16 protein-coding genes and 1 pseudogene are annotated in these 18,059 nt (G+C 65.9%); 10 read left to right on the plus strand and 7 right to left on the minus strand.

Features of this window, described 5'->3' with window-relative positions:
• Positions 1-4: 4 nt before the first annotated feature.
• Together Q7O19_RS01000 and moaB are read right to left on the minus strand one after the other, a co-directional pair.
• Positions 5-394, minus strand: a complete 390-nt coding sequence (locus Q7O19_RS01000; protein ID WP_369692398.1) for a hypothetical protein — start codon at positions 392-394, stop codon at positions 5-7.
• A gap of 66 nt (positions 395-460) precedes the next feature.
• Positions 461-988, minus strand: coding sequence for a molybdenum cofactor biosynthesis protein B (moaB, locus tag Q7O19_RS01005; protein WP_303808121.1), 528 nt, complete (start codon positions 986-988; stop codon positions 461-463).
• Positions 989-1,068: 80 nt separating this feature from the next.
• Between moaB and Q7O19_RS01010 the strand changes: the two genes are divergently transcribed.
• Entirely contained in the window at positions 1,069-1,437 is a 369-nt protein-coding gene (locus Q7O19_RS01010; RefSeq protein ID WP_303808123.1) for a VOC family protein, read from the plus strand.
• A 2-nt stretch (positions 1,438-1,439) separates the two neighbouring features.
• Here the strand turns inward: Q7O19_RS01010 and Q7O19_RS01015 are convergent, their stop codons facing one another.
• Complete coding sequence (locus Q7O19_RS01015; protein WP_303808125.1) at positions 1,440-3,335, minus strand: lytic transglycosylase domain-containing protein; 1,896 nt, start codon at positions 3,333-3,335, stop codon at positions 1,440-1,442.
• Positions 3,332-4,069 (minus strand): uracil-DNA glycosylase family protein, encoded by a 738-nt coding sequence (locus Q7O19_RS01020; protein WP_303808127.1) that lies wholly within the window; start codon positions 4,067-4,069, stop codon positions 3,332-3,334. Before Q7O19_RS01020 ends, Q7O19_RS01015 begins: the two co-directional genes overlap by 4 nt.
• A 117-nt stretch (positions 4,070-4,186) precedes the next feature.
• On the opposite strand from Q7O19_RS01020, the gene Q7O19_RS01025 reads away from it, so the two are divergent.
• From Q7O19_RS01025 to ilvD, 7 genes and pseudogenes are all read left to right on the plus strand, one after another.
• A complete protein-coding gene (locus Q7O19_RS01025) occupies positions 4,187-5,836 on the plus strand; it encodes an electron transfer flavoprotein-ubiquinone oxidoreductase (RefSeq protein ID WP_303808129.1) in 1,650 nt (549 codons plus the stop codon).
• A gap of 258 nt (positions 5,837-6,094) precedes the next feature.
• The gene (locus Q7O19_RS01030; protein WP_303808130.1) at positions 6,095-7,771 is read left to right on the plus strand and encodes a tetratricopeptide repeat protein; all 1,677 of its coding nucleotides are present in this window, start codon (positions 6,095-6,097) and stop codon (positions 7,769-7,771) included.
• Positions 7,772-7,816: 45 nt separating this feature from the next.
• The gene (locus Q7O19_RS01035; protein ID WP_303808131.1) at positions 7,817-8,647 is read left to right on the plus strand and encodes a 4-(cytidine 5'-diphospho)-2-C-methyl-D-erythritol kinase; all 831 of its coding nucleotides are present in this window, start codon (positions 7,817-7,819) and stop codon (positions 8,645-8,647) included.
• Positions 8,648-8,997: 350 nt separating this feature from the next.
• Positions 8,998-9,276, plus strand: coding sequence for a hypothetical protein (locus Q7O19_RS01040; protein WP_303808133.1), 279 nt, complete (start codon positions 8,998-9,000; stop codon positions 9,274-9,276).
• Between the two features lie 94 nt (positions 9,277-9,370).
• Positions 9,371-10,087: pseudogene (locus Q7O19_RS01045) on the plus strand (N-formylglutamate amidohydrolase).
• 127 nt (positions 10,088-10,214) lie between these two features.
• Positions 10,215-11,534, plus strand: a complete 1,320-nt coding sequence (locus tag Q7O19_RS01050) for a M20/M25/M40 family metallo-hydrolase (protein WP_303808136.1) — start codon at positions 10,215-10,217, stop codon at positions 11,532-11,534.
• A gap of 72 nt (positions 11,535-11,606) precedes the next feature.
• The gene (ilvD, locus tag Q7O19_RS01055; protein WP_303808138.1) at positions 11,607-13,325 is read left to right on the plus strand and encodes a dihydroxy-acid dehydratase; all 1,719 of its coding nucleotides are present in this window, start codon (positions 11,607-11,609) and stop codon (positions 13,323-13,325) included.
• On the opposite strand, the gene Q7O19_RS01060 is transcribed toward ilvD, so the two are convergent.
• The gene (locus Q7O19_RS01060) at positions 13,322-13,813 is read right to left on the minus strand and encodes a GNAT family N-acetyltransferase (protein WP_303808139.1); all 492 of its coding nucleotides are present in this window, start codon (positions 13,811-13,813) and stop codon (positions 13,322-13,324) included. The two genes, ilvD and Q7O19_RS01060, sit on opposite strands and share 4 nt — an antisense overlap.
• A 43-nt stretch (positions 13,814-13,856) precedes the next feature.
• On the opposite strand from Q7O19_RS01060, the gene Q7O19_RS01065 reads away from it, so the two are divergent.
• Together Q7O19_RS01065 and Q7O19_RS01070 are read left to right on the plus strand one after the other, a co-directional pair.
• Positions 13,857-15,239 (plus strand): NAD(P)H-hydrate dehydratase, encoded by a 1,383-nt coding sequence (locus Q7O19_RS01065; protein ID WP_303808140.1) that lies wholly within the window; start codon positions 13,857-13,859, stop codon positions 15,237-15,239.
• A complete protein-coding gene (locus Q7O19_RS01070; RefSeq protein WP_303808141.1) occupies positions 15,236-16,438 on the plus strand; it encodes a class I SAM-dependent RNA methyltransferase in 1,203 nt (400 codons plus the stop codon). Before Q7O19_RS01065 ends, Q7O19_RS01070 begins: the two co-directional genes overlap by 4 nt.
• On the opposite strand, the gene Q7O19_RS01075 is transcribed toward Q7O19_RS01070, so the two are convergent.
• On the minus strand, positions 16,429-16,875 hold the full coding sequence (locus Q7O19_RS01075; RefSeq protein ID WP_303808142.1) for an MAPEG family protein: 447 nt from the start codon (positions 16,873-16,875) through the stop codon (positions 16,429-16,431). The two genes, Q7O19_RS01070 and Q7O19_RS01075, sit on opposite strands and share 10 nt — an antisense overlap.
• A 60-nt stretch (positions 16,876-16,935) precedes the next feature.
• A complete protein-coding gene (locus Q7O19_RS01080) occupies positions 16,936-18,015 on the minus strand; it encodes a deoxyhypusine synthase (RefSeq protein WP_303808143.1) in 1,080 nt (359 codons plus the stop codon).
• Positions 18,016-18,059: the final 44 nt, after the last annotated feature.

Genomic DNA, 18,059 nt, shown 5'->3' on the forward strand with positions numbered 1-18,059 from the left:
TGCTTCAGGCGGCGACCTGGCCCAGTGCCAAGGCTTCGCGAGTCAAGACTTCGGTGCGCAGGGCGCGGGCATCGGCCAGCGCGTTGTGGGGCATGGCGCTCATGCTGGCAGTGTCGAAGCCAGGCAAGTTGATCAGATCAAAGCGCACGTGCGGGACCATGCGGCGGCCTTTGAACACCAGCAAGCCAGCGGCGTGGGCGATATCTTCTGGCCAGTCGGCGACGAGCACGGGCTCGGCATCGGTCGCAAGATAGGCGGCAAGCGCGGCCACCACGTCGGCGCGGCTCTGAGCCGGGGCGCCCAGCTTGGGCATCACATGTTCCTGCACCCAGCGCAGCGGGCGGTGGCAGGGCAGCACGGCATAGAAATCGCCCAGGCTCTCGCCTTCCGGCACCAGCGCGATGGCGATAAGCGGGCAATCGAAGCCATTGAATTCGCAATCGAGGAAGTACCGTACGGCTCAGCGCTCCCGCAGGCGGGGCAGGAGCTCAACGAAGTTGCACGGCCGGTGGCGCGCATCGAGTTGGCTGGCCAATATGCCGTCCCACCCATCCTTCACAGCGCCGGTGGAGCCGGGCAGGCAGAAGATATAGGTGCCGCGGGCGAGGCCAGCGCAGGCGCGGGACTGGATGGTGGAAGTACCGATGCTCTGGAAGCTGAGCCAGCGGAACAGCTCGCCAAAGCCGGGGATCATCTTTTCCGCAACCTGATCAAGCGCTTCAGGGGTGACGTCACGTCCAGTGACGCCGGTGCCACCGGTGGTGATGATGACGTCGATGGCCGGGTCATCAATCCACGCGTTCAGTTGCGCCACCAGTAGCGGCACCTCGTCCTTCACGATGGCGCGGGTGGCAAGAACATGGCCAGCAGCGGCGAGCCGCGCCACCAGCGTGTCGCCCGATGTGTCGGTGGCGGCCTCGCGCGTGTCGCTCACCGTCAGGGCGGCGATATGCAGAGGCACGAAGGAAATCGACTCATCAATGGGCATGAATGACGCTAAACTGATTCTTGCCGGTTTGTCATGGTGGATGAACAGCGAGGGGAAGGATTGCGACGATGGCGCGGGTGATGGCGATGATCTGCGTGAGCGACCGCGACCGGGCGCGGGGCTTTTACCGCGATGTGCTGGGGCCGGTGCTGGGCATTGGCGCGCCGGCGATTGACCATTTTGGCGATCAATTCCCGTGCGGCGATGGGTTTATCCGGCTGACCGCGTTACCGGATTTCACGCCCGGTCCCCATCCTGTGCTGGGCTGGCAGGTGGATGATGCCGGCGCCGCCGTGGCCGGGCTGGTGGCGAAGGGCGCCCGAATGCTGATCTATCCTGGCTTTGGCCAGGACGAAGCGGGCATCTGGAATTCGCCCGATGGCGGCGCCCGCATCGCATGGTTCAACGACAGTGAGGGCAATCTGCTGAGCCTGACAGAGCAGCGTTGAGCCTATTTCCCGCCTGCCACGGCGCGATCGTCGCTGGGCCAGGCTTCGGGGCTGAAGCTGCCGGGTTCGGGGCGCGGCCGGATCGGCAGCGGATCGCGCTTCACTGCCATTTCGCCGCCGATGCCGGGCAGGCGTGGCCACAGGCCTTGCGCGATGGCGTCCATCGAAGCCGGCGAATGGCCGTCGCGCAATTCGTACATCCACAAGTTCCTGAGCACGATTTCGACATAGTGCCGGGTTTCGCGATAGGGGATGGATTCGATGAACAGCAGCGGATCACCCTGATCATTCAGCGTGCGGTTCCAGGTTTGCACCGAACCCGGCCCGGCGTTGTAGGCGGCGATCACCTTGGGCAGCAGCCCGCCGGTGTGTCCCATGCGGCCCAGTACCTCCAGATAGGTCTGGCCAAGTTCGAAATTATAGGCCGGGTCCGCCATGTCGCCGACTACGCTTGCGGCGTCGGGGGTTTCTTTCAGGATGCGGCGGTTCACCAGATCGCGGGTGTCGGGCATGAGTTGCATCAGGCCCTTGGCACCGGTGCGGCTGGTGGCCGTGGTGATGAAGGCCGATTCCTGCAAGGCGTGGGCAAATGCGAGGCTGCGCGGCACCCGCCAGCCGCGGAACGGCACCCAATCCGGCGCGGGATATCGAGCAGACAGCGGCGCTTCAAGGCCCAGCGGGGGTTTGGTGGCAAGGCTGTACTGCGTGGCCGGCAGATCGAGGCGTGCCGCCAGCCGCAGGATCGCCGGATAGGCATCAGCGGGCGCGGTGGCGGCGAGGTGGCGGAGTTCGCGGTCGGCCAGGCCCAATTGGCCGATTTCCACCAAGGCAGCGGCACGGCGGGCGCCAGCCACGTCTTTCAGGTAATTCCAGTCTGCCGTTATGAAATCGGGCTCTCGCCAATCCAGGCCCTGATCCACGCCCAACGTGCGGCGGGCGAGCAGGCCATAGAAGCTGGCGACCGAGGTGGCGGCTTGGGCGAGCCGGGCCTGGCGATTGGCTTCGTTGCCGGCCAAGCCCCAACTGCGGCCGGCCCAGAAGGCAGCAGCCGCCCGCGTGTCGTCGCGGCCCATCGTCACCCGATCAAAGGCTTCGGCGGCATCGCGCCAGCGGCCGAGGCGGAAGGCAGCCAATCCGGCGCTCCACGCCCCGTCTGACGCCCCCTGGCCCAAGCCCGCGGCGGCTTCGAGACCCATGCGCCAGGCGGCGAGATCGTCGCCCATGCGATAATGATTCCAGGCGATGCGGGCGGCAAGATCAGCGCGGGCGAAGGGTGACAGTGCCTGGGCCTGCATCAACCACAGCCGCTCCGCCTCGCCATTGCGATCAGCGGCGAGCAATGGCTTCAGCCGGGCCGAAAACTCGCCATCGGCGGGTGCGGATTCAGTGCGAAAGCCAGTGCCACTGGCGGTGCGGAACGGCCGGGCTTCCGGCAGTAGCGGCAGCGGCGCACTGTCGCCGCCGGGCAGGGCATCGGCCAGCTTGGCAATCTTTGGCGACAGCGGCAGATCGGGATTGGCGGTGAGCCAGGTGACAAGGTCAGTCCGTATGAGCTTGCCGGTGCCGCGCGCGACGATTAGGGCCGCGCGGGCGGTTTCGCTGAGGAGACCGGCGGGCAGGGCGATGAGCGATTTTTCCGCCGCGCTGAAGCGGCCGGCATCGAGATCGAGGAAGATCTGCCGGAAGGCGGCGCGTTCTTCCTCGGTCAGCTGCGGCGGCACCATGCGTTGACGCGGGGTGATGCCGGTGCGCAGGCCGGTCACTGTCTGCATCGGTTGCGCGGCGGGCGGCAGTGTCGTGAGCGGCGGCGGTTTTGGCGGCATCAGCGCCGGCGGCACGGTGATCGCAGCGGCCGGGCCAGCCAGAACCAGGGCAATCAGAGCCGTCGCGCGCCTCATCCGATTGCGGCCCGAAACAGTTTCAGATGTTCAAACGCCTGGCGCTTCAATTCCTTTGTCCCGCCCATGGCACGCGGGTGGATCGACGGCAGCAATTGCGCGCCGCGCCAATCGAACCAGCGCCCGCGGCTGCTGCCCAACCGAGCTTGTGTGCCAGCCAGATCGGCGGCGACTTGGCCCAGTGCCAGCACGTGCGTGGGCGGTGCCAGTTCGGCCAGGCGCTCCACCACCGGCGAGAAACGGGCCAGCGCGCTGGCGGTGGGCTCGCCATCGCCCGGCGTTGGCCAGGGCAGGCGACTGACCAGCGCGGCCCGGTTCCAATCAAGATCGATGGCGGCCAGCATGCGATCGATGGTCTCACGGTGGCCGGGATCAGTGTCCGGCCGGTCGATCAGCACCCAGATGCGCGTTTCCAACGCACCTTGGAACAAAAGTGGTGGCCGCGTGCGGGCATCGGGAAAGCGCCCAAGCAGGGCAAACAGCGCCGGCACATCGGCACAGGCGCGGGCCGGGTGATCGGCGGCCGGGGCCTGCGCGGGCGCCGCCATGCGCGGTGCAGCGGCTGGTGCGGGCGCCGGTTCGGGCCTGGGCGTTGCCTTTGGTGGCGGCGCATCCAGCCAGCGACGCGGCTGTTCTGCAATCGCCACATCGGCCCCGGCGCTCACCAGAAAGGCCAGCGCAGCGGCAGGATCGGCAGCAGCAGGGATAACAAAGGTGTCTGGGGTAAGCGTCACAAGCGACCAAAAGCATCAGTGTGCCCCGTCTGGTCAAGCCTTTGCTGTGCCGCTATCTGGTGAATGATGGCAAGGCTGCGCCAGCCTGATGCGGCGCCGCGAGGATGGGGAAAGCATGTGAGCGAACGGGAATCGATGCCCTATGACCTGGTGATCGTGGGCGGTGGGCCAGCCGGCCTTTCCGCGGCAATCCGGGCCAAGCAGGAAGCACAGCGGCTGGGTGTCGAGCTTTCGGTGTGCATTCTCGAAAAGGGCAGCGAAATCGGCGCGCATATCCTGTCGGGCGCGGTGGTCGATCCCCGCGCGCTTGATGAGCTGCTGCCCGAGTGGCGCACGATGGATTCGCCGCTGACCGTGCCGGTGACGGAGAACCATCACTGGGCGCTCACGGAAACCAAGAAATATGAATTCCCGCACGCGCTGTTGCCGCCGTTCATGCAGAACAAGGGCTGCTATACTGTCAGCCTCGGTAATCTCACCCGCTGGCTCGCCACCCAGGCAGAAGCGTTGGGCGTGGAAATTTTCCCCGGCTTTGCCGCGGCCGAAGTGCTGTTCAACGATGATGGCAGCGTGAAGGGCGTCGCCACCGGCGACATGGGCATCGCCAAGGATGGTTCCAAGAAAGACAGCTGGACGCCCGGCCTGGAAATCCATGCCAAGTACACCTTCTTCGCCGAAGGCGCGCGCGGCCATCTTTCCAAGCAGGTCATCAACCGGTTCGATCTGCGCAAGAACAGCCAGCCGCAGATTTACGGCATCGGCCTGAAGGAGTTGTGGGACATCCCGGCCGAAAAGCATGTGCCGGGTCGGGTGATCCACAGTCAGGGCTGGCCGCTGAGCGATGCCAATGGCGGCGGCTTCCTCTATCATCAGGCCAATGGCCAGGTGGCCTTGGGCTTCTCGGTGTGGCTCAACTATGACAACCCGCACCTTTCGCCGTTCGAGGAATTCCAGCGCTGGAAAACCCACCCGGCGATCCGCAAAATTCTAGAAGGCGGCCGCCGCGTTTCCTATGGCGCACGCGCCATCAATGATGGCGGCTGGCAGGCGGTGCCGAAACTGGCCTTCCCGGGCGGCGCGCTGATTGGTTGCGCTGCAGGATTCCTGAACGTGCCGCGCATCAAGGGCAGCCACACGGCGATGAAGAGCGGCATGATGGCCGCCGAATGCGCCGTCGCGGCCATCGCCGCCCAGCGCGGTGGGGACGAACTGAAGGACTATGATGCTGCATACAAGAAGAGCTGGGTGCATGAAGAACTGAAGATCGTCCGCAACGTGCTGCCGGCGGTGGAAAAGTTCGGCAATGTGGTGGGCACCGCAATGGGCGGCGTGATGATGTGGATGGAGTATCTGGGCTACGAGCTGCCGTTCACCTTCAAGCTCAGCCCCGACAACACCCATATGCGCCGCAAGGATGACGCGCCCAAGATCGACTATCCCAAGCCGGATGGCGTGATCAGCTTCGACCGTCTCTCAAGCGTGTTTCTTTCGAACACCAACCACGAGGAAGACCAACCCTGCCATCTGACGCTGAAGGATGAGTCGGTGCCGGTCGAGGTCAATCTCGCGCTCTATGACGAGCCAGCGCAGCGGTATTGTCCGGCCGGCGTGTATGAGATCGTGGGTGTGGAAGAGAACGCGCCGCGCCTGCAGATCAACGCGCAGAACTGCGTGCATTGCAAGACGTGCGATATCAAGGACATGGCGCAGAATATCAATTGGGTCGTGCCAGAGGGCGGTGGGGGCCCAAACTATCCGAATATGTGACGCAGCGCGGCCAGTGACCATTGCGCAGCGATGGTCACTGACCCGCGCAAGTCCGGACGGCGAGCGAAAAGGGCGGCCCAACAGGCCTCCCTTTTTGTCTCGTCCGACTGCGTGGCTCCGCCAAGCTCCTCCTTCCTTTTTCCCTATCCTCAGAAGCGGACTCGGCGGCTCCGCCGCTGGCCGCAGCCAGCAGCACCCATCCCCCCGCGACTCTCACCCCCTCGACATTCCTCCCACACTCCGCCATCTTCGCCAAACATGCGCACCTGCTTCACCATTGCTGCCTTGCTGGCGCTTTCCGCCATGCCTGCACAGGCCGCCAAGCCGACTGCCCCACCTAGCGATTCCGCGCTGCACGCCTATGTCATCGGCCGTTACGCCGTGCTCGATAACGAGGTCGGCTTGGCGGCCCGACTGATGGAAGAGGCGCGTGCCGCCGATCCGGCAGCGGCCAGCATCAAGCGCCGAAGCTGGGAACTGGCGCTGGCCAACGGTGATCAGGCCCGGGCGTTCCAATTGGCGCGCAGCCTGGCTGCCGATGGTGCCAGCGATCCCGATGTGATCATGACGCGCATTGCTGAAGCCGTGATCCGCAAGGATTGGGCGTTGGCCGCTTCTTTGCGCCAGAAACTGGGCGGGCAGGGCTGGCCGATCGTCGTTGGGCCGGTGGTCGACGCCTGGGTGGCGCAGGCCCGCGGCGATGCCGGGGCAGCGCTCAATCTGCTCGATCCGCAGCGCCACCAAGGCTTCCTGCGTGCCTATATCGCCGAACAACGCGCCCATCTGCTGGCCAGCCTGGGCCGCTGGGATGAAGCCGCCACCGCCTATCGCCAGGCCCGCTCCGGCGGCGGCCCGGCTTTGCTGTTCCTGCGGCAAGGTCAGGCCGATGCACTGGTGATGGCCGGCCGCAAGGACGAGGCATTGGCCGTGCTCTACCCAGGCGACCGGCCGACGGCAGTGGCACGGGAGCGGCTGCAGGCCGGCCAGCGGCTGGGCCCCTTGGCGGCCGAACCCCGGCAGGCGCTGGCGTGGACGGCGGCGCGGCTTGCGATTGATCTGGCGCGGGAACGTTCCGAGCCGATGGCGTTGAATTTCGCCCGGCTGGCCAGTTTCCTAGCACCCGAATTGCCGATCACCTGGCTGACCGTGGGGGACATGCTGGACAAGGCCGATCAGACGCAGCCGGCATTGGCCGCGCTGGACAAGGTGCCGGCCGGGCTTGGTCTGGAAGAAGCCGTGCGCGCCCGCCGCGCCGAAGTACTTGAAGCCGCTGGCCAATCTACCGCGGCCGGGCAGTTGCTGCAACGCGCCGCGGAGGCGCCGGAGGCATCGGCCGATGATTGTGGCCGGCTGGCCGGCTGGTACAGCAGAGCCAGTCGCTTTGCCGAAGCCGCCAGCGCCTACGGCATGGCAATTGATCGTTTTGGCAAGGGGTTGGGCGCTTCGGCGTGGAACCTGCACTATCTGCGCGGCATGATGCGCGATCGCGCCGGCGATTGGCTGGGCGCGCAGGCCGATTTCCGCGCCGCGCTGGCGCTGTTCCCTGATGAACCGGGGGTGCTGAATTATCTCGGTTATGGCCTGCTCGAACGCGGTGGCGCGCCGGTCGAAGCACGCGCCCTGATCGAAAAGGCCGCCCAGTTGCGCCCCGGTGATGGCGGCATCATCGATTCCCTTGGTTGGGTGCAATTGCAGACGGGCGAGGTGGACAAGGCGGTGGCCACGCTGGAACGTGCCATCAGCCTTGAACCACAGGATCCTACCATTATCAGTCACTTGGGCGATGCGCTGTGGCAGCAGGGCCGCCGAATCGAAGCGCGCTTCCGCTGGCGCCAGGCACTGGCGCTGGAAGCCCCGGCGGAGGACAAGCGCAAGCTGCAGGCCCGGCTGGACTATGGCCTGGATGCGGCGCCAGCGATGCTGGCCCAAAAATAGAAGCACTTGCGCCGCCTGCCGGCCCGCGCCACAGCGTGCCTCGCGATGCTGACCGAACATGCCCCGGCCAAGATCAATCTGGCGCTGCACCTGTGGCGGCGGCGGCCTGATGGCTATCATGATCTGGAGAGCATCTTCGCGTTCACCGAATTCGGCGACACGCTCCACGCCGTGCCGGCGGAAACGCTAACGCTTACGCTTTCGGGTCCAACGGCTGCCGCGGCGGGTCCGGATGCTGACAATCTGGTGCTGCGCGCTGGCCGGGCGCTGGCGGCGGCTGCCGGTGTGGAGCCGGGCGCTGCCGTCACCCTTGAAAAGCGGATTCCGGTCGCGGCCGGGCTCGGCGGCGGCTCGGCGGATGCGGCCGCCGCGCTGCGGTTGCTGAACCGGCTGTGGGGCCTCAACTGGCCGCTCGACCGGCTGGCGACACTGGCCGAACCGTTGGGCGCCGATGTGCCGGTGTGCGTGTACAGCCAGACGCGCTTTGGTGCGGGCAAGGGTGAGGCGCTTTCGGCCTGGCCCCACGATCCGGCCGGCACGCCCGTTTTGCTGGTCAACCCACGTGTGGCGGTTGCGACCGGGCCGGTGTTCGCCGGCTGGAACCAGCGCGATCTTGGCCCCATCGATCCCGCCCTGCCGCTTGATCGGCTGCGCAACGACATGACCGCGGCGGCCATCGCCCTGCAGCCGGTGATCGCCGATGTGCTGGCGGCGCTGGAGCGGGCAGGGGAGGCGACACTCGTGCGGATGAGCGGTTCCGGCGCCACCTGCCTGGCGCTCTTTCCCGATCTGGCGGCGCGCGATCGGGCGGTGGCGGTGCTTTCCCAAGTATCGGGCAGCCGCGGCTGGTGGCTCTGCCCCACGCACATCATCTGATTCGGCAACCACAGTCCCGAGTCGCGCTCAGCTGAATGGAGTTGGACTCAAAAAATGGCATGAGTCGCGCTCGAATGGCCGCGCAATTTACTGGGTGCAGCGCCACATCATGGCTACGTCATTCATACAAATCATTGATATTGCTATGCCGCACCGCCACAATCTGACCAACGCTCAAAATAGCTGTTGACGGTCTTCTGAGGCGCACTTAGAGCGCCCTCAGTTGATTTGAGCAGCGCTCAGTCTCCGCTCAACTCCCCCCTCGGTTGGGGGCGGCGTTGCTCAAATCAATCGGAATTCATGTCACGTCACGCGGACCCAGATCCTGGCGCCGCAACAGGAGAAGACCCATGTTGAACCGCATCATCGCTCTGGCCATCGCCGCCGCTGCCGTGGCCGCCACCCCCGTCGCTGCTTCTGCTCCGGTCAGCTGCAAGACCACCCCGGCTCAGATTCGCACCTTGGCTGCTGCCAAGGGTGGCGAAGGCGCCGCCAAGGCCATCCACCTCGTCGCCACCGGCGAAAAGCTGTGCGCTGCTGATGCCAAGTTCGAAGCCGGCAAGAAGTTTGCCCAGGCCGCCAAGCTGCTCGGCACCGAGCTGGCCGCCCTGCCGGCCATTGGCCAGTAATTATCGGTTTCATCCTCCCAAGTATGCCCCTGAAGGCCCGGTGGCTTGCCACCGGGCCTTTTTTCTGTGCGGCAAGGGGGCTATGCCGGCAGCAATGAGCCTGCCCGAAATCCTGCCCGGCACCGCCGATCTGCTGCTGATCGCCGATCACGCGTCGGCCGCTGTGCCGCCCGGCATTGATCTGGGCATCCCGCCTGCGCTGCTCAATGATCATATCGCGGTGGATATCGGCACCGATGCGCTCACCCGCCGTCTCGCCCGCGCGCTCTCTGCCCCAGCCATCATCGGCACCGTCTCGCGCCTGGTGGTCGATCTGAACCGCGATCCCGCCGAACTGGGCGCCGTGCCGGCCAGCAGCGACGGCCACCTGATCCCCGGCAACTGGAAGCTGTCGCAAGAAGAACGCGACCTGCGGGTGGAGGCCATCCACGCCCCCTATCACGCCGCTATCTCGGCCGAGATCGCGCGCGTGCGCCCGGCGCTGATCATCTCCGTCCACAGCTTCACGCCGCAGCTTGCCACCCGCGCAGAAGAATAGCGCCCGTGGCCGATCGGCATCCTCTACAACCAGGACGACCGCGCCGCCCGCCTGGGCCTCGTCGCCCTGGCCAGCCGGGGTCTGCATGTGGGCGACAACCAGCCCTACTCGGGGCGTGACCTCAACTACACGATGAACCGCCACGCCGAAGCGCTGCGCATCCCCTATCTTGGCATCGAAGTGCGTAACGACGGGTTGCAGACGAAGGAAGGCGTGGCCCGCTGGACGCACATATTGGCCGACTGCATCGCAATGGTGCGGCGCAGGTTGTAAGGGGCAAGACGACCAGTCGGGCCGTCTGGCGTGAGCCGCCGGCGCGGGTCTGCCGTCTCCCAGGGTTGGTTGCACCGCCAGTCAGGCGTGCGATAGTGGCCGTCTTGAAGATTTGGGGAAATTGATCGTGCAGAACAGAGCCCTTTTGATCGCAGCGACGGCATTGGCGTGCATCGTGGCGGCAGCACCGGCGGCGGCTGGACTGTCGCCAGCAGAAGCAAAGATGGCTGCTGCTGTCGATTCGGGACAGGAGGATGCTCTGGCGTTGCTCGCCAGGCTGGTCAACCAGAACAGTGGTTCGTTGAATATCGATGGCGTGACGAAAGTCGGCGTGATGGTGCGAGCCGAGCTGGAGGCGCTGGGGCTGCAGACGCGCTGGGTGCCGATGCAGGCCACTGGGCGCGCAGGGCATCTGATTGCCACCAATGCCGGGCGCAAGGGCGACAAGCAGATTTTGCTGATCGGGCACCTCGATACGGTGTTTGAGCCTGACGCCCCGGCTGATCCCTTTCACCGCGATGGCGACATGGCGGGCGGCCAGGGGATTGGTGACGACAAGGGTGGAGTCGTGGTGATGCTGCTCGCGCTCAAGGCGATGAAGACGGCTGGAACGCTGAAGGCCACCAACCTTGAAATTGTTCTGACCGGCGACGAAGAGCGCGTAGGATCGCCAATCGAAGTGGCGCGCGCCGATCTTGTTGCAGCGGGAAAGCGCGCCGATGTGGCGCTGGATTTCGAGGGGCTTGCGCAAGAAGGCGGCAAGGATATGGGATCGATCGCGCGGCGTTCGGGAAACAGCTGGCGGCTGCAGACCAGCGGCAAAGGCGGCCATTCCAGCGGCATCTTCAGCGCCAATGCGGGCGATGGCGCGATCTTTGAACTGGCGCGGATCATCGCCGTCTTCCGCACCCAGTTGCCAGAGCCAAACTTGACCTTCAACGTGGGCTTGGTTGCAGGCGGCGCGACCGCAGCACTGGACAATGATGGCGTGCGCGCCACCGCCGCTGGCAAATCCAATATCATCCCGGCGGTTGGGCTGGCCTATGGCGATTTTCGCACCCTGTCGCAGGAACAGACAGATCGGGTTCGGGCGAAGATGCAGGCAATTGTTGCACGACATGCCCCGCGCACCGATGCCTCGATCGAGTTCAGTGAAAACTATCCGCCGATGGCGCCAACACCGGGCAGCCGGGCGTATCTGGCCAAGTTGAACATGGTCAATCGCGACCTTGGGCTGGCTGAGATGGCCGAGCTTGACCCGCTCAAGCGTGGCGCTGGCGACATCGCCTTTGTGGCGAAGGATGTCGATGGGCTGGTTGGGCTGGGCACGGGGGGCAAGGGCGCTCATGCGCCGGGCGAGACGATTGAAATTGCCAGCATCGCCCGGCAGGCGAAGCGCGCCGCAATCCTGATGTCTCGGCTGGGGGCCGAAAAATCGCTGAAATAGGCTTGGGCGCGCGCTATTGACCTCGGGGCACCGCTGCGCCAAGGCAAGATTGTTAGCCAAAGAGGCCCTGATATGACAAGATTCGACAAGTCCAAGCTGCCCAGCCGTCATGTTTCGGTGGGGCCGGAGCGGGCGCCGCATCGCAGCTATTATTATGCGATGGGTTTGACCGAGGAGGAGATCGGGCGGCCGTTTGTGGGGATTGCGTCGGCGGGGAATGACTCGGCGCCGTGCAACACCACGCTGGATGCGCAGGCCGATGCGGCACGGATCGGCGTGAACGAGGCCGGCGGGATGCCGCGGCGGTTCAACACCATCACCGTTACCGACGGGATTGCCATGGGGCACCAGGGCATGAAGGCGTCGCTGGTTTCGCGCGATTGCATTGCGGACAGCGTTGAACTGTCGATGCGCGGCCATTGTTATGATGCGCTGATCGGCTTTGCCGGGTGCGACAAGAGCCTGCCGGGCATGATGATGGCGATGCTGCGGCTGAACGTGCCGAGCATCTTCGTTTATGGCGGATCGATCCTGCCCGGCCGGTTTGAAGACAAGGACGTGACCGTGGTGGACGTGTTCGAGGCGGTGGGCGGCTTTGCGGCCGGCAACTGCCCGCTGGCGCGGCTGACGGCGCTGGAGAAGGTGGCGTGCCCTGGCCATGGCGCGTGCGGCGGGCAATATACCGCCAACACCATGGCGTGCGTGGGGGAGGCGATTGGCCTGTCGCTGCCCAACAGCAACATGATGCCGGCGCCCTATCAGAGCCGGGCGGACATCGCGATTGCGGCCGGCAAGCAGATCATGACCCTGCTGGAGCGGAACATCCGCCCGCGGGACATCTGCACGCGGGAGGCGTTTGAAAATGCAGCGCGGATCGTGGCCGCCACTGGTGGTTCGACCAACGGCGCGCTGCACCTGCCGGCTATGGCCAACGAATGCGGGGTGAAGTTCGATCTGTTCGATATGGCCGAGATTTTCAAGACGACGCCTTACATTGCTGATCTGAAGCCCGGCGGCAAATATGTGGCGAAGGACATGTATGACGCGGGCGGCGTGTACATGGTGTTGAAAACGCTGTTCGATGCCGGTTTCATCCATGGCGACTGCATGACGGTGAGCGGCAAGACGCTGGCCGAGAATATTGACGAGATCAGCTGGAACCCGAACCAGAAGGTGATCTACGAAGTTTCGAACCCGATCACGCCTACCGGCGGTGTTGTGGGCCTGAAGGGCAGCCTGGCCCCCGATGGTGCCATCGTGAAGGTGGCGGGGATGAAGACGCTGCAGTTCCGCGGCCCGGCGCGGGTGTTCGACAGCGAGGAGGCCTGCTTTGCCGTCGTGGAGCAGCGCGGGATCGAGCCGGGCTGCGTGATCGTGATCCGCTATGAAGGCCCCAAGGGTGGGCCGGGCATGCGCGAGATGCTGTCCACGACGGCGGCGCTTTATGGCCAGGGCATGGGCGAGCAGGTGGCGTTGATCACCGATGGCCGCTTTTCGGGCGCGACGCGCGGGTTCTGCATCGGGCACGTGGGGCCTGAAGCGGCCGAAGGCGGGCCGATCGCGCTGATCGAGGATGGTGACATGATCAGCATCGATGCGGAGGCCGGCACAATCGAACTGGAGGTGGACGCCGCTGTGCTGGACGCGCGGCGGGCGAACTGGGTGCCGCGCGCCACCGATTATCAATCAGGCGCGATCTGGAAATTCGCCCAGACGGTGGGCCCGGCGCGGCTGGGGGCGGTGACGCATCCTGGCGCGCATGGGGAAACCCACGTGTTTGCGGATATCTAAAGCGCGAAGCGTTTGCGGATGCGGTCCACCGGCGTGCCGTCTTTCAGCGGTACGGCCGGCACGATTTCGTGATCAATGAAACCCATGCGGCTGTAGAAGATGAGGCCGCCTGTGTTGTCGCCACGGATGGTGGCGTTGATGGCGGTGAGGCCGATTTCGCGGGCGCGTGCCGTGGTGGCAACGAACAGCGCGGAGCCGACGCCCGATTGCGTGCCGACAACGCGGGTGAAGGTGGCGATGTCCCCAATGTGAGCTGGCAGGAAGGGTTGCGTGCCCAGCGTCTGGAAGCCGAGCAGGTGACCATCAGCCTCTGCCACGAAGCAGCAATGCACCGTTGGGCCGATCAGATAGGCCTCGCGCAACGTCTCCGGCGTGAACGGCGTTTCGAACGCTGTGGTGCCGCCGCGCGCGATGATGGCGTTCAGCAATTCGGCCAGTTCGGCGGCATCTTCGGCGCGGACGGGGCGGATGTGGAGAGGTGCGGTCATCACCGGCCTTGTGCCGACGCGCGTGCTTTGTGACAAGGCGCGCATGTTGAAACCCGATTCTGGCCCCACCATCGTTTCTGCCGCTGCCATGCGGGCGGCTGAAGCTGCTGCCATCGCGGCGGGCACATCGGCGCTCACCTGGATGGAACGGGCGGCGGAAGGCGCGGCGCGGGCGATCATGGCGTTCGCGCCGGCGCGGCGCGCCACCGTGCTGTGCGGGCCGGGCAATAATGGCGGCGATGGCTATGGCATTGCCTGCCGGCTGGACGAAGCCGGCGTGGCGGTCACGGTCGCCGCCGATGCGCCGCCCACATCCGAGCCGGCAGCGACCATGGCGCGGCGCTGGACGGGCCCGGTGGTGCCGCTGAGCGAAGCGCCGGCCGCGCCGTTGATCGTGGATGCACTGTTCGGCACTGGCCTTACCCGACCACTGCCGGACAGCGTTCAGGCGGCGCTGGATCGTTTGCAGGGTGTCGGGCGCGTGGTGGCCATCGACATCGTTTCGGGGTTGGACGCGGATACCGGCAAGGCGCTGGGCCGGGTGCTGCCGGCGGAGCTGACGCTGAGTTTTGGTGCCGCCAAGCCCGGGCACTTGTTGGGCGAAGGCGCCTTCGTCACCGGCCGGCTGGCGGTGGTGGATATCGGCATTGCCATCGATAGCCCGCTGGCTTTCACGGCGCGGCCGCAGTTGCTGGGGCCGGGGCGCGAGGCACACAAATATGCGCGCGGCTGGGTGATGGTGGTGGAAGGCACGCCCGGCCATGGCGGCGCGTCGGGTCTGGCCGGCCTGGCGGCGCTGCGCACGGGCGCGGGCCTGGTGACGCTGGCCGGAGAGGGCGGCCCAATGCCTGCGCTGGCGCTGATGCGGCGCAATGATGACGAGGCCGCCGCGCTGCTGACCGACAAGCGGCTGGGCGCGGTGGCGATCGGCCCGGGCATGGAGGCCGATGCACGGGCGCGTGGCTGGCTGAAGCGGCTGAGCTGGGCCGGCAAGTCGCTGGTGATCGACGCTGGCGCGCTGCGCCTGCTGCCGCGTGGACCGATTGGCGCGCCGGCCGTGCTGACGCCGCACGAGGGCGAATTCACGCAATTGTTCGGCCCGGTTGGGGATGATCGGTTGGGTGCAGTGCAGGCGGCGGCGCGCACCAGTGATGCGGTGGTGCTGTTGAACGGCGCCGCCACCATCATCGCGGCGCCCGATGGCCGTACGGCGATCAATGCCCATGCCAGCCCGTTTCTGGCCACGGCCGGTTCGGGTGATGTGCTGGCCGGGATGATCGCGGCGCTGATCGCGCATGGGCTGCCGCTGTTCGAAGCAGCGCAGGCGGCGGCCTGGCTGCATGGCGCGGCCGGTTTGCGGCTGGGGCCAGGCGGCATATCCGATGATCTTGTGGCCAGCCTGCCGGCCGTGCTGGCCGCGTTATGAGCGATATTCGCCCCATCGTGCGGCTGGCGGCGCGGGGGGATGGGGTCAGCGATGATGGCCGCTTCGTGCCGCTGGCGGCAGTGGGCGATAGCGTGGATTTCAGCAGCAATCCGCCGTGCATCATTCCCGGCCCTCACCACGCCGCCCCGTCCTGCGCCCATTATCCCGAATGCGGCGGCTGCCAGATGCAGCACATGGCTGAAGCGGCTTATCGGGATTTCGTGATCGACCGGTTGAGCCGGGTGGTGGCGCTGCCGGCCGATGTGCGGCCAATCGCGTTGTCCCCACCGCGCAGCCGGCGCCGGGCGAGCCTGAAGGCGCTGAAGCGCAGCGGGAAGCTGGTGCTGGGCTTTCACAGCGAAGGCACCCACGCGCTGGTGGATATCGCCGATTGCCCGGTGCTGGCGCCGGAAATGATGGCGCTGCTGGGCCCGCTCAGGGTTCTGCTGCGGGCGCGGTTGAGGGACGGGCAGGGGGCGGGAATCGCGCTTACGCTGTCGGATGCCGGGGTGGATGTGCTGCTCGCCAATGTGTCGGCCGAAGGGCTGGCGGCGATCGAGGCGCTGACAAATTTTGCCGACAAACATGATCTGGCGCGGTTGAGCGTGGAAGGGCCCGGCGGCATCGACACACTGGTGGAGCGGCGGCAACCGGTGCTCAACATGGGTGGCGTGGCCGTGCCGCTGCCGGTGGCGCCATTTCTGCAGGCCACGCGAGAAGGCGAGGCGGCGCTGGTTGCGGCAGTGCGGGAGGCCGTCGGCGGGGCAGCACGGGTGGCTGATCTGTTCTGCGGGCTCGGCACATTCGCCCTGCCGCTTTCGCAAAGGGCGACTGTGCTGGCCGTCGATGCGGCCGGGCCGGCCGTGATGGCGCTGGGCGCGACCGCCCGCAGTGCTGGCCGCCGGGTGGAGGTGCAGCACCGTGACCTGTTCCGCCGGCCGCTGGTGGACAAGGAACTGGCCGTGCTGAATGCGGTCGTGTTCGATCCGCCACGCGCCGGGGCCGAAGCGCAGGCCAAGGCGCTGGCCGCATCGCCGGTGCCGGTGATCGTCGCGGTATCGTGCAATCCCAACAGTTTCGGCCGCGATGCCAAGATCTTGATGGAAAGCGGCTATCGCCTCACCACGCTGTGGCCGGTGGCGCAGTTCCGTTGGTCATCGCATGTCGAACTGGTGGCGCGCTTCGAACGTCAGGCCTGAGCGCTGGCGATGCTGAGGGCCAGCAGGACCAGGCCGAGCAGGCAGAGCGACGCCAGCGCGAACACCAGGAAGCGCACGACGACCCGGTTCGACAGGATCTGCACGAGGCTGTGAACGATCCGGAGGCCGGCATAACCCCAGGCCAGATTGACGGCCAGGCTGCCGCCTTCGCCCATCACCGCCAGCGCCAGCGCGGTGGCATAGAAGACCGTCGGCTGTTCCATCAGATGATTGTAATTGTCGGCCACCCAGCTGGCGCGGTGCTCGCCGGCGGCGACGAGATCATCGCGCAGCGACTTGCCGGTGGAGCCGACCATCTTGGCACCATCGATCCCGGCGCGGCCCATCGCCGGGATGCGCGTGGCGTACATCCAGATCCACACGATCATCGTCCAGCCGGCCAGCACCAGCATCGGCAGCAAAATTGCCTTGTTCATACGAAAAACCCTCCCCGTTTGTGGCGGGGAGGGTTCTTAGGTTTCCAGGCCGCTGTCAAATCAGGCGAACAGCTTGCCCCACGCGCGCTTGCCGCGGGCCTTCCATTGGCCGCGGTGATAGGCGTCGCTGGCGAGCAGCGGCATCACGCTGCCGGCTTCTGCGAACACCATCTGTTCGATGCCGGTGTTGACCTTGCCCCACGAGGCCGCTTCCTGCAGCGTCGAGGACGAGCAGGCGCCGTCGCGCACGTCGGCCACGGTGATCTGCACGGCATATTTGTGCACTTCCACATCGTGGTGGCCGAGGATCTCGGCGCAAACAACGGTGTCCTGGATGAAGTTCTTCGGCACGCCGCCGCCGATCATGAGAAGCCCGGTGGTACCGGCCTTGATCTTGATGTCGGTGAGTTCGCGGAAATCGGCGATGGCATCCAGCATCATATAGGGCTGGCCGGCCTTGGCGCGGTCCACCTGGTGCTTGACGAGGCCGAAGCCGGCCGAGCTGTCGACGAAGGCCGGGCAGAAGATCGGCACGTCATGCTCATAGGCGAGCTTGACGAGGCTGTTCTCCTTCTTGCCATGCTCGGACAGATACTTGCCCATCTCGCGGATGAAGGCGCGGCTGGAATAACCGCGCGGTTCCAGCGTGTTGGCGATCTCGTAGATGGTGTGATCGCAATCCTGCAGGGCTTCTTCGTCGATATAGGTATCGTAGATGCGATCGATCAGCAGCGAGCGCAGCGTGTCGTCATCCGGCACTTCCAGCGCCTGATAATGCTTGTGGCCAAGGCCTTCGAAGAAATCCATGTCGACGATGGAGGCGCCGGTGGCCACGATGCCATCGATCATGTTGTTGCGCAGCAGATCGGCATAGAGATCCATGCAGCCGCCGGCGCTGGTCGAACCGGCGATGACCAGGAAGATGGTGCAATCGGGATCGGCCAGCATCTGGTTGTAGATGGCTGTGGCGCGGGCCAGATCGCGGCTGGTGAAGCTCATCTTGGCCATGCCGTCGATGATCGGGCGGGCGTCGAAGCTCTTGATGTCGATATGTTCGACGAGCGTCGACAGCAGCTCGGCCTTGCGCTGGCGCTCGGCGGGGGTGAGATCGGTAACGACGTGGTTCAATGTATCGGTCATGGATTGCTCCCGTGTTCAGACGATGGCCCGGTGCATGCGCGCCG

This window comes from Sandarakinorhabdus limnophila DSM 17366 (assembly GCF_945882885.1).
GTDB classification, from domain to species: Bacteria; Pseudomonadota; Alphaproteobacteria; order Sphingomonadales; family Sphingomonadaceae; genus Sandarakinorhabdus; species Sandarakinorhabdus limnophila_A.

Excerpts from the sequence above, each read along its gene's own strand:
- Q7O19_RS01015 (WP_303808125.1), bottom strand. The coding sequence starts at position 3,335 with ATGAGGCGCGCGACGGCTCTGATTGCCCTGGTTCTGGCTGGCCCGGCC.
- Q7O19_RS01040 (WP_303808133.1), top strand. The coding sequence starts at position 8,998 with ATGTTGAACCGCATCATCGCTCTGGCCATCGCCGCCGCTGCCGTGGCC.
- Q7O19_RS01035 (WP_303808131.1), top strand. The coding sequence starts at position 7,817 with ATGCTGACCGAACATGCCCCGGCCAAGATCAATCTGGCGCTGCACCTG.
- Q7O19_RS01065 (WP_303808140.1), top strand. The coding sequence starts at position 13,857 with ATGTTGAAACCCGATTCTGGCCCCACCATCGTTTCTGCCGCTGCCATG.
- Q7O19_RS01075 (WP_303808142.1), bottom strand. The coding sequence starts at position 16,875 with ATGAACAAGGCAATTTTGCTGCCGATGCTGGTGCTGGCCGGCTGGACG.
- Q7O19_RS01060 (WP_303808139.1), bottom strand. The coding sequence starts at position 13,813 with ATGACCGCACCTCTCCACATCCGCCCCGTCCGCGCCGAAGATGCCGCC.
- ilvD (WP_303808138.1), top strand. The coding sequence starts at position 11,607 with ATGACAAGATTCGACAAGTCCAAGCTGCCCAGCCGTCATGTTTCGGTG.
- Q7O19_RS01030 (WP_303808130.1), top strand. The coding sequence starts at position 6,095 with ATGCGCACCTGCTTCACCATTGCTGCCTTGCTGGCGCTTTCCGCCATG.
- moaB (WP_303808121.1), bottom strand. The coding sequence starts at position 988 with ATGCCCATTGATGAGTCGATTTCCTTCGTGCCTCTGCATATCGCCGCC.
- Q7O19_RS01070 (WP_303808141.1), top strand. The coding sequence starts at position 15,236 with ATGAGCGATATTCGCCCCATCGTGCGGCTGGCGGCGCGGGGGGATGGG.
- Q7O19_RS01010 (WP_303808123.1), top strand. The coding sequence starts at position 1,069 with ATGGCGATGATCTGCGTGAGCGACCGCGACCGGGCGCGGGGCTTTTAC.
- Q7O19_RS01080 (WP_303808143.1), bottom strand. The coding sequence starts at position 18,015 with ATGACCGATACATTGAACCACGTCGTTACCGATCTCACCCCCGCCGAG.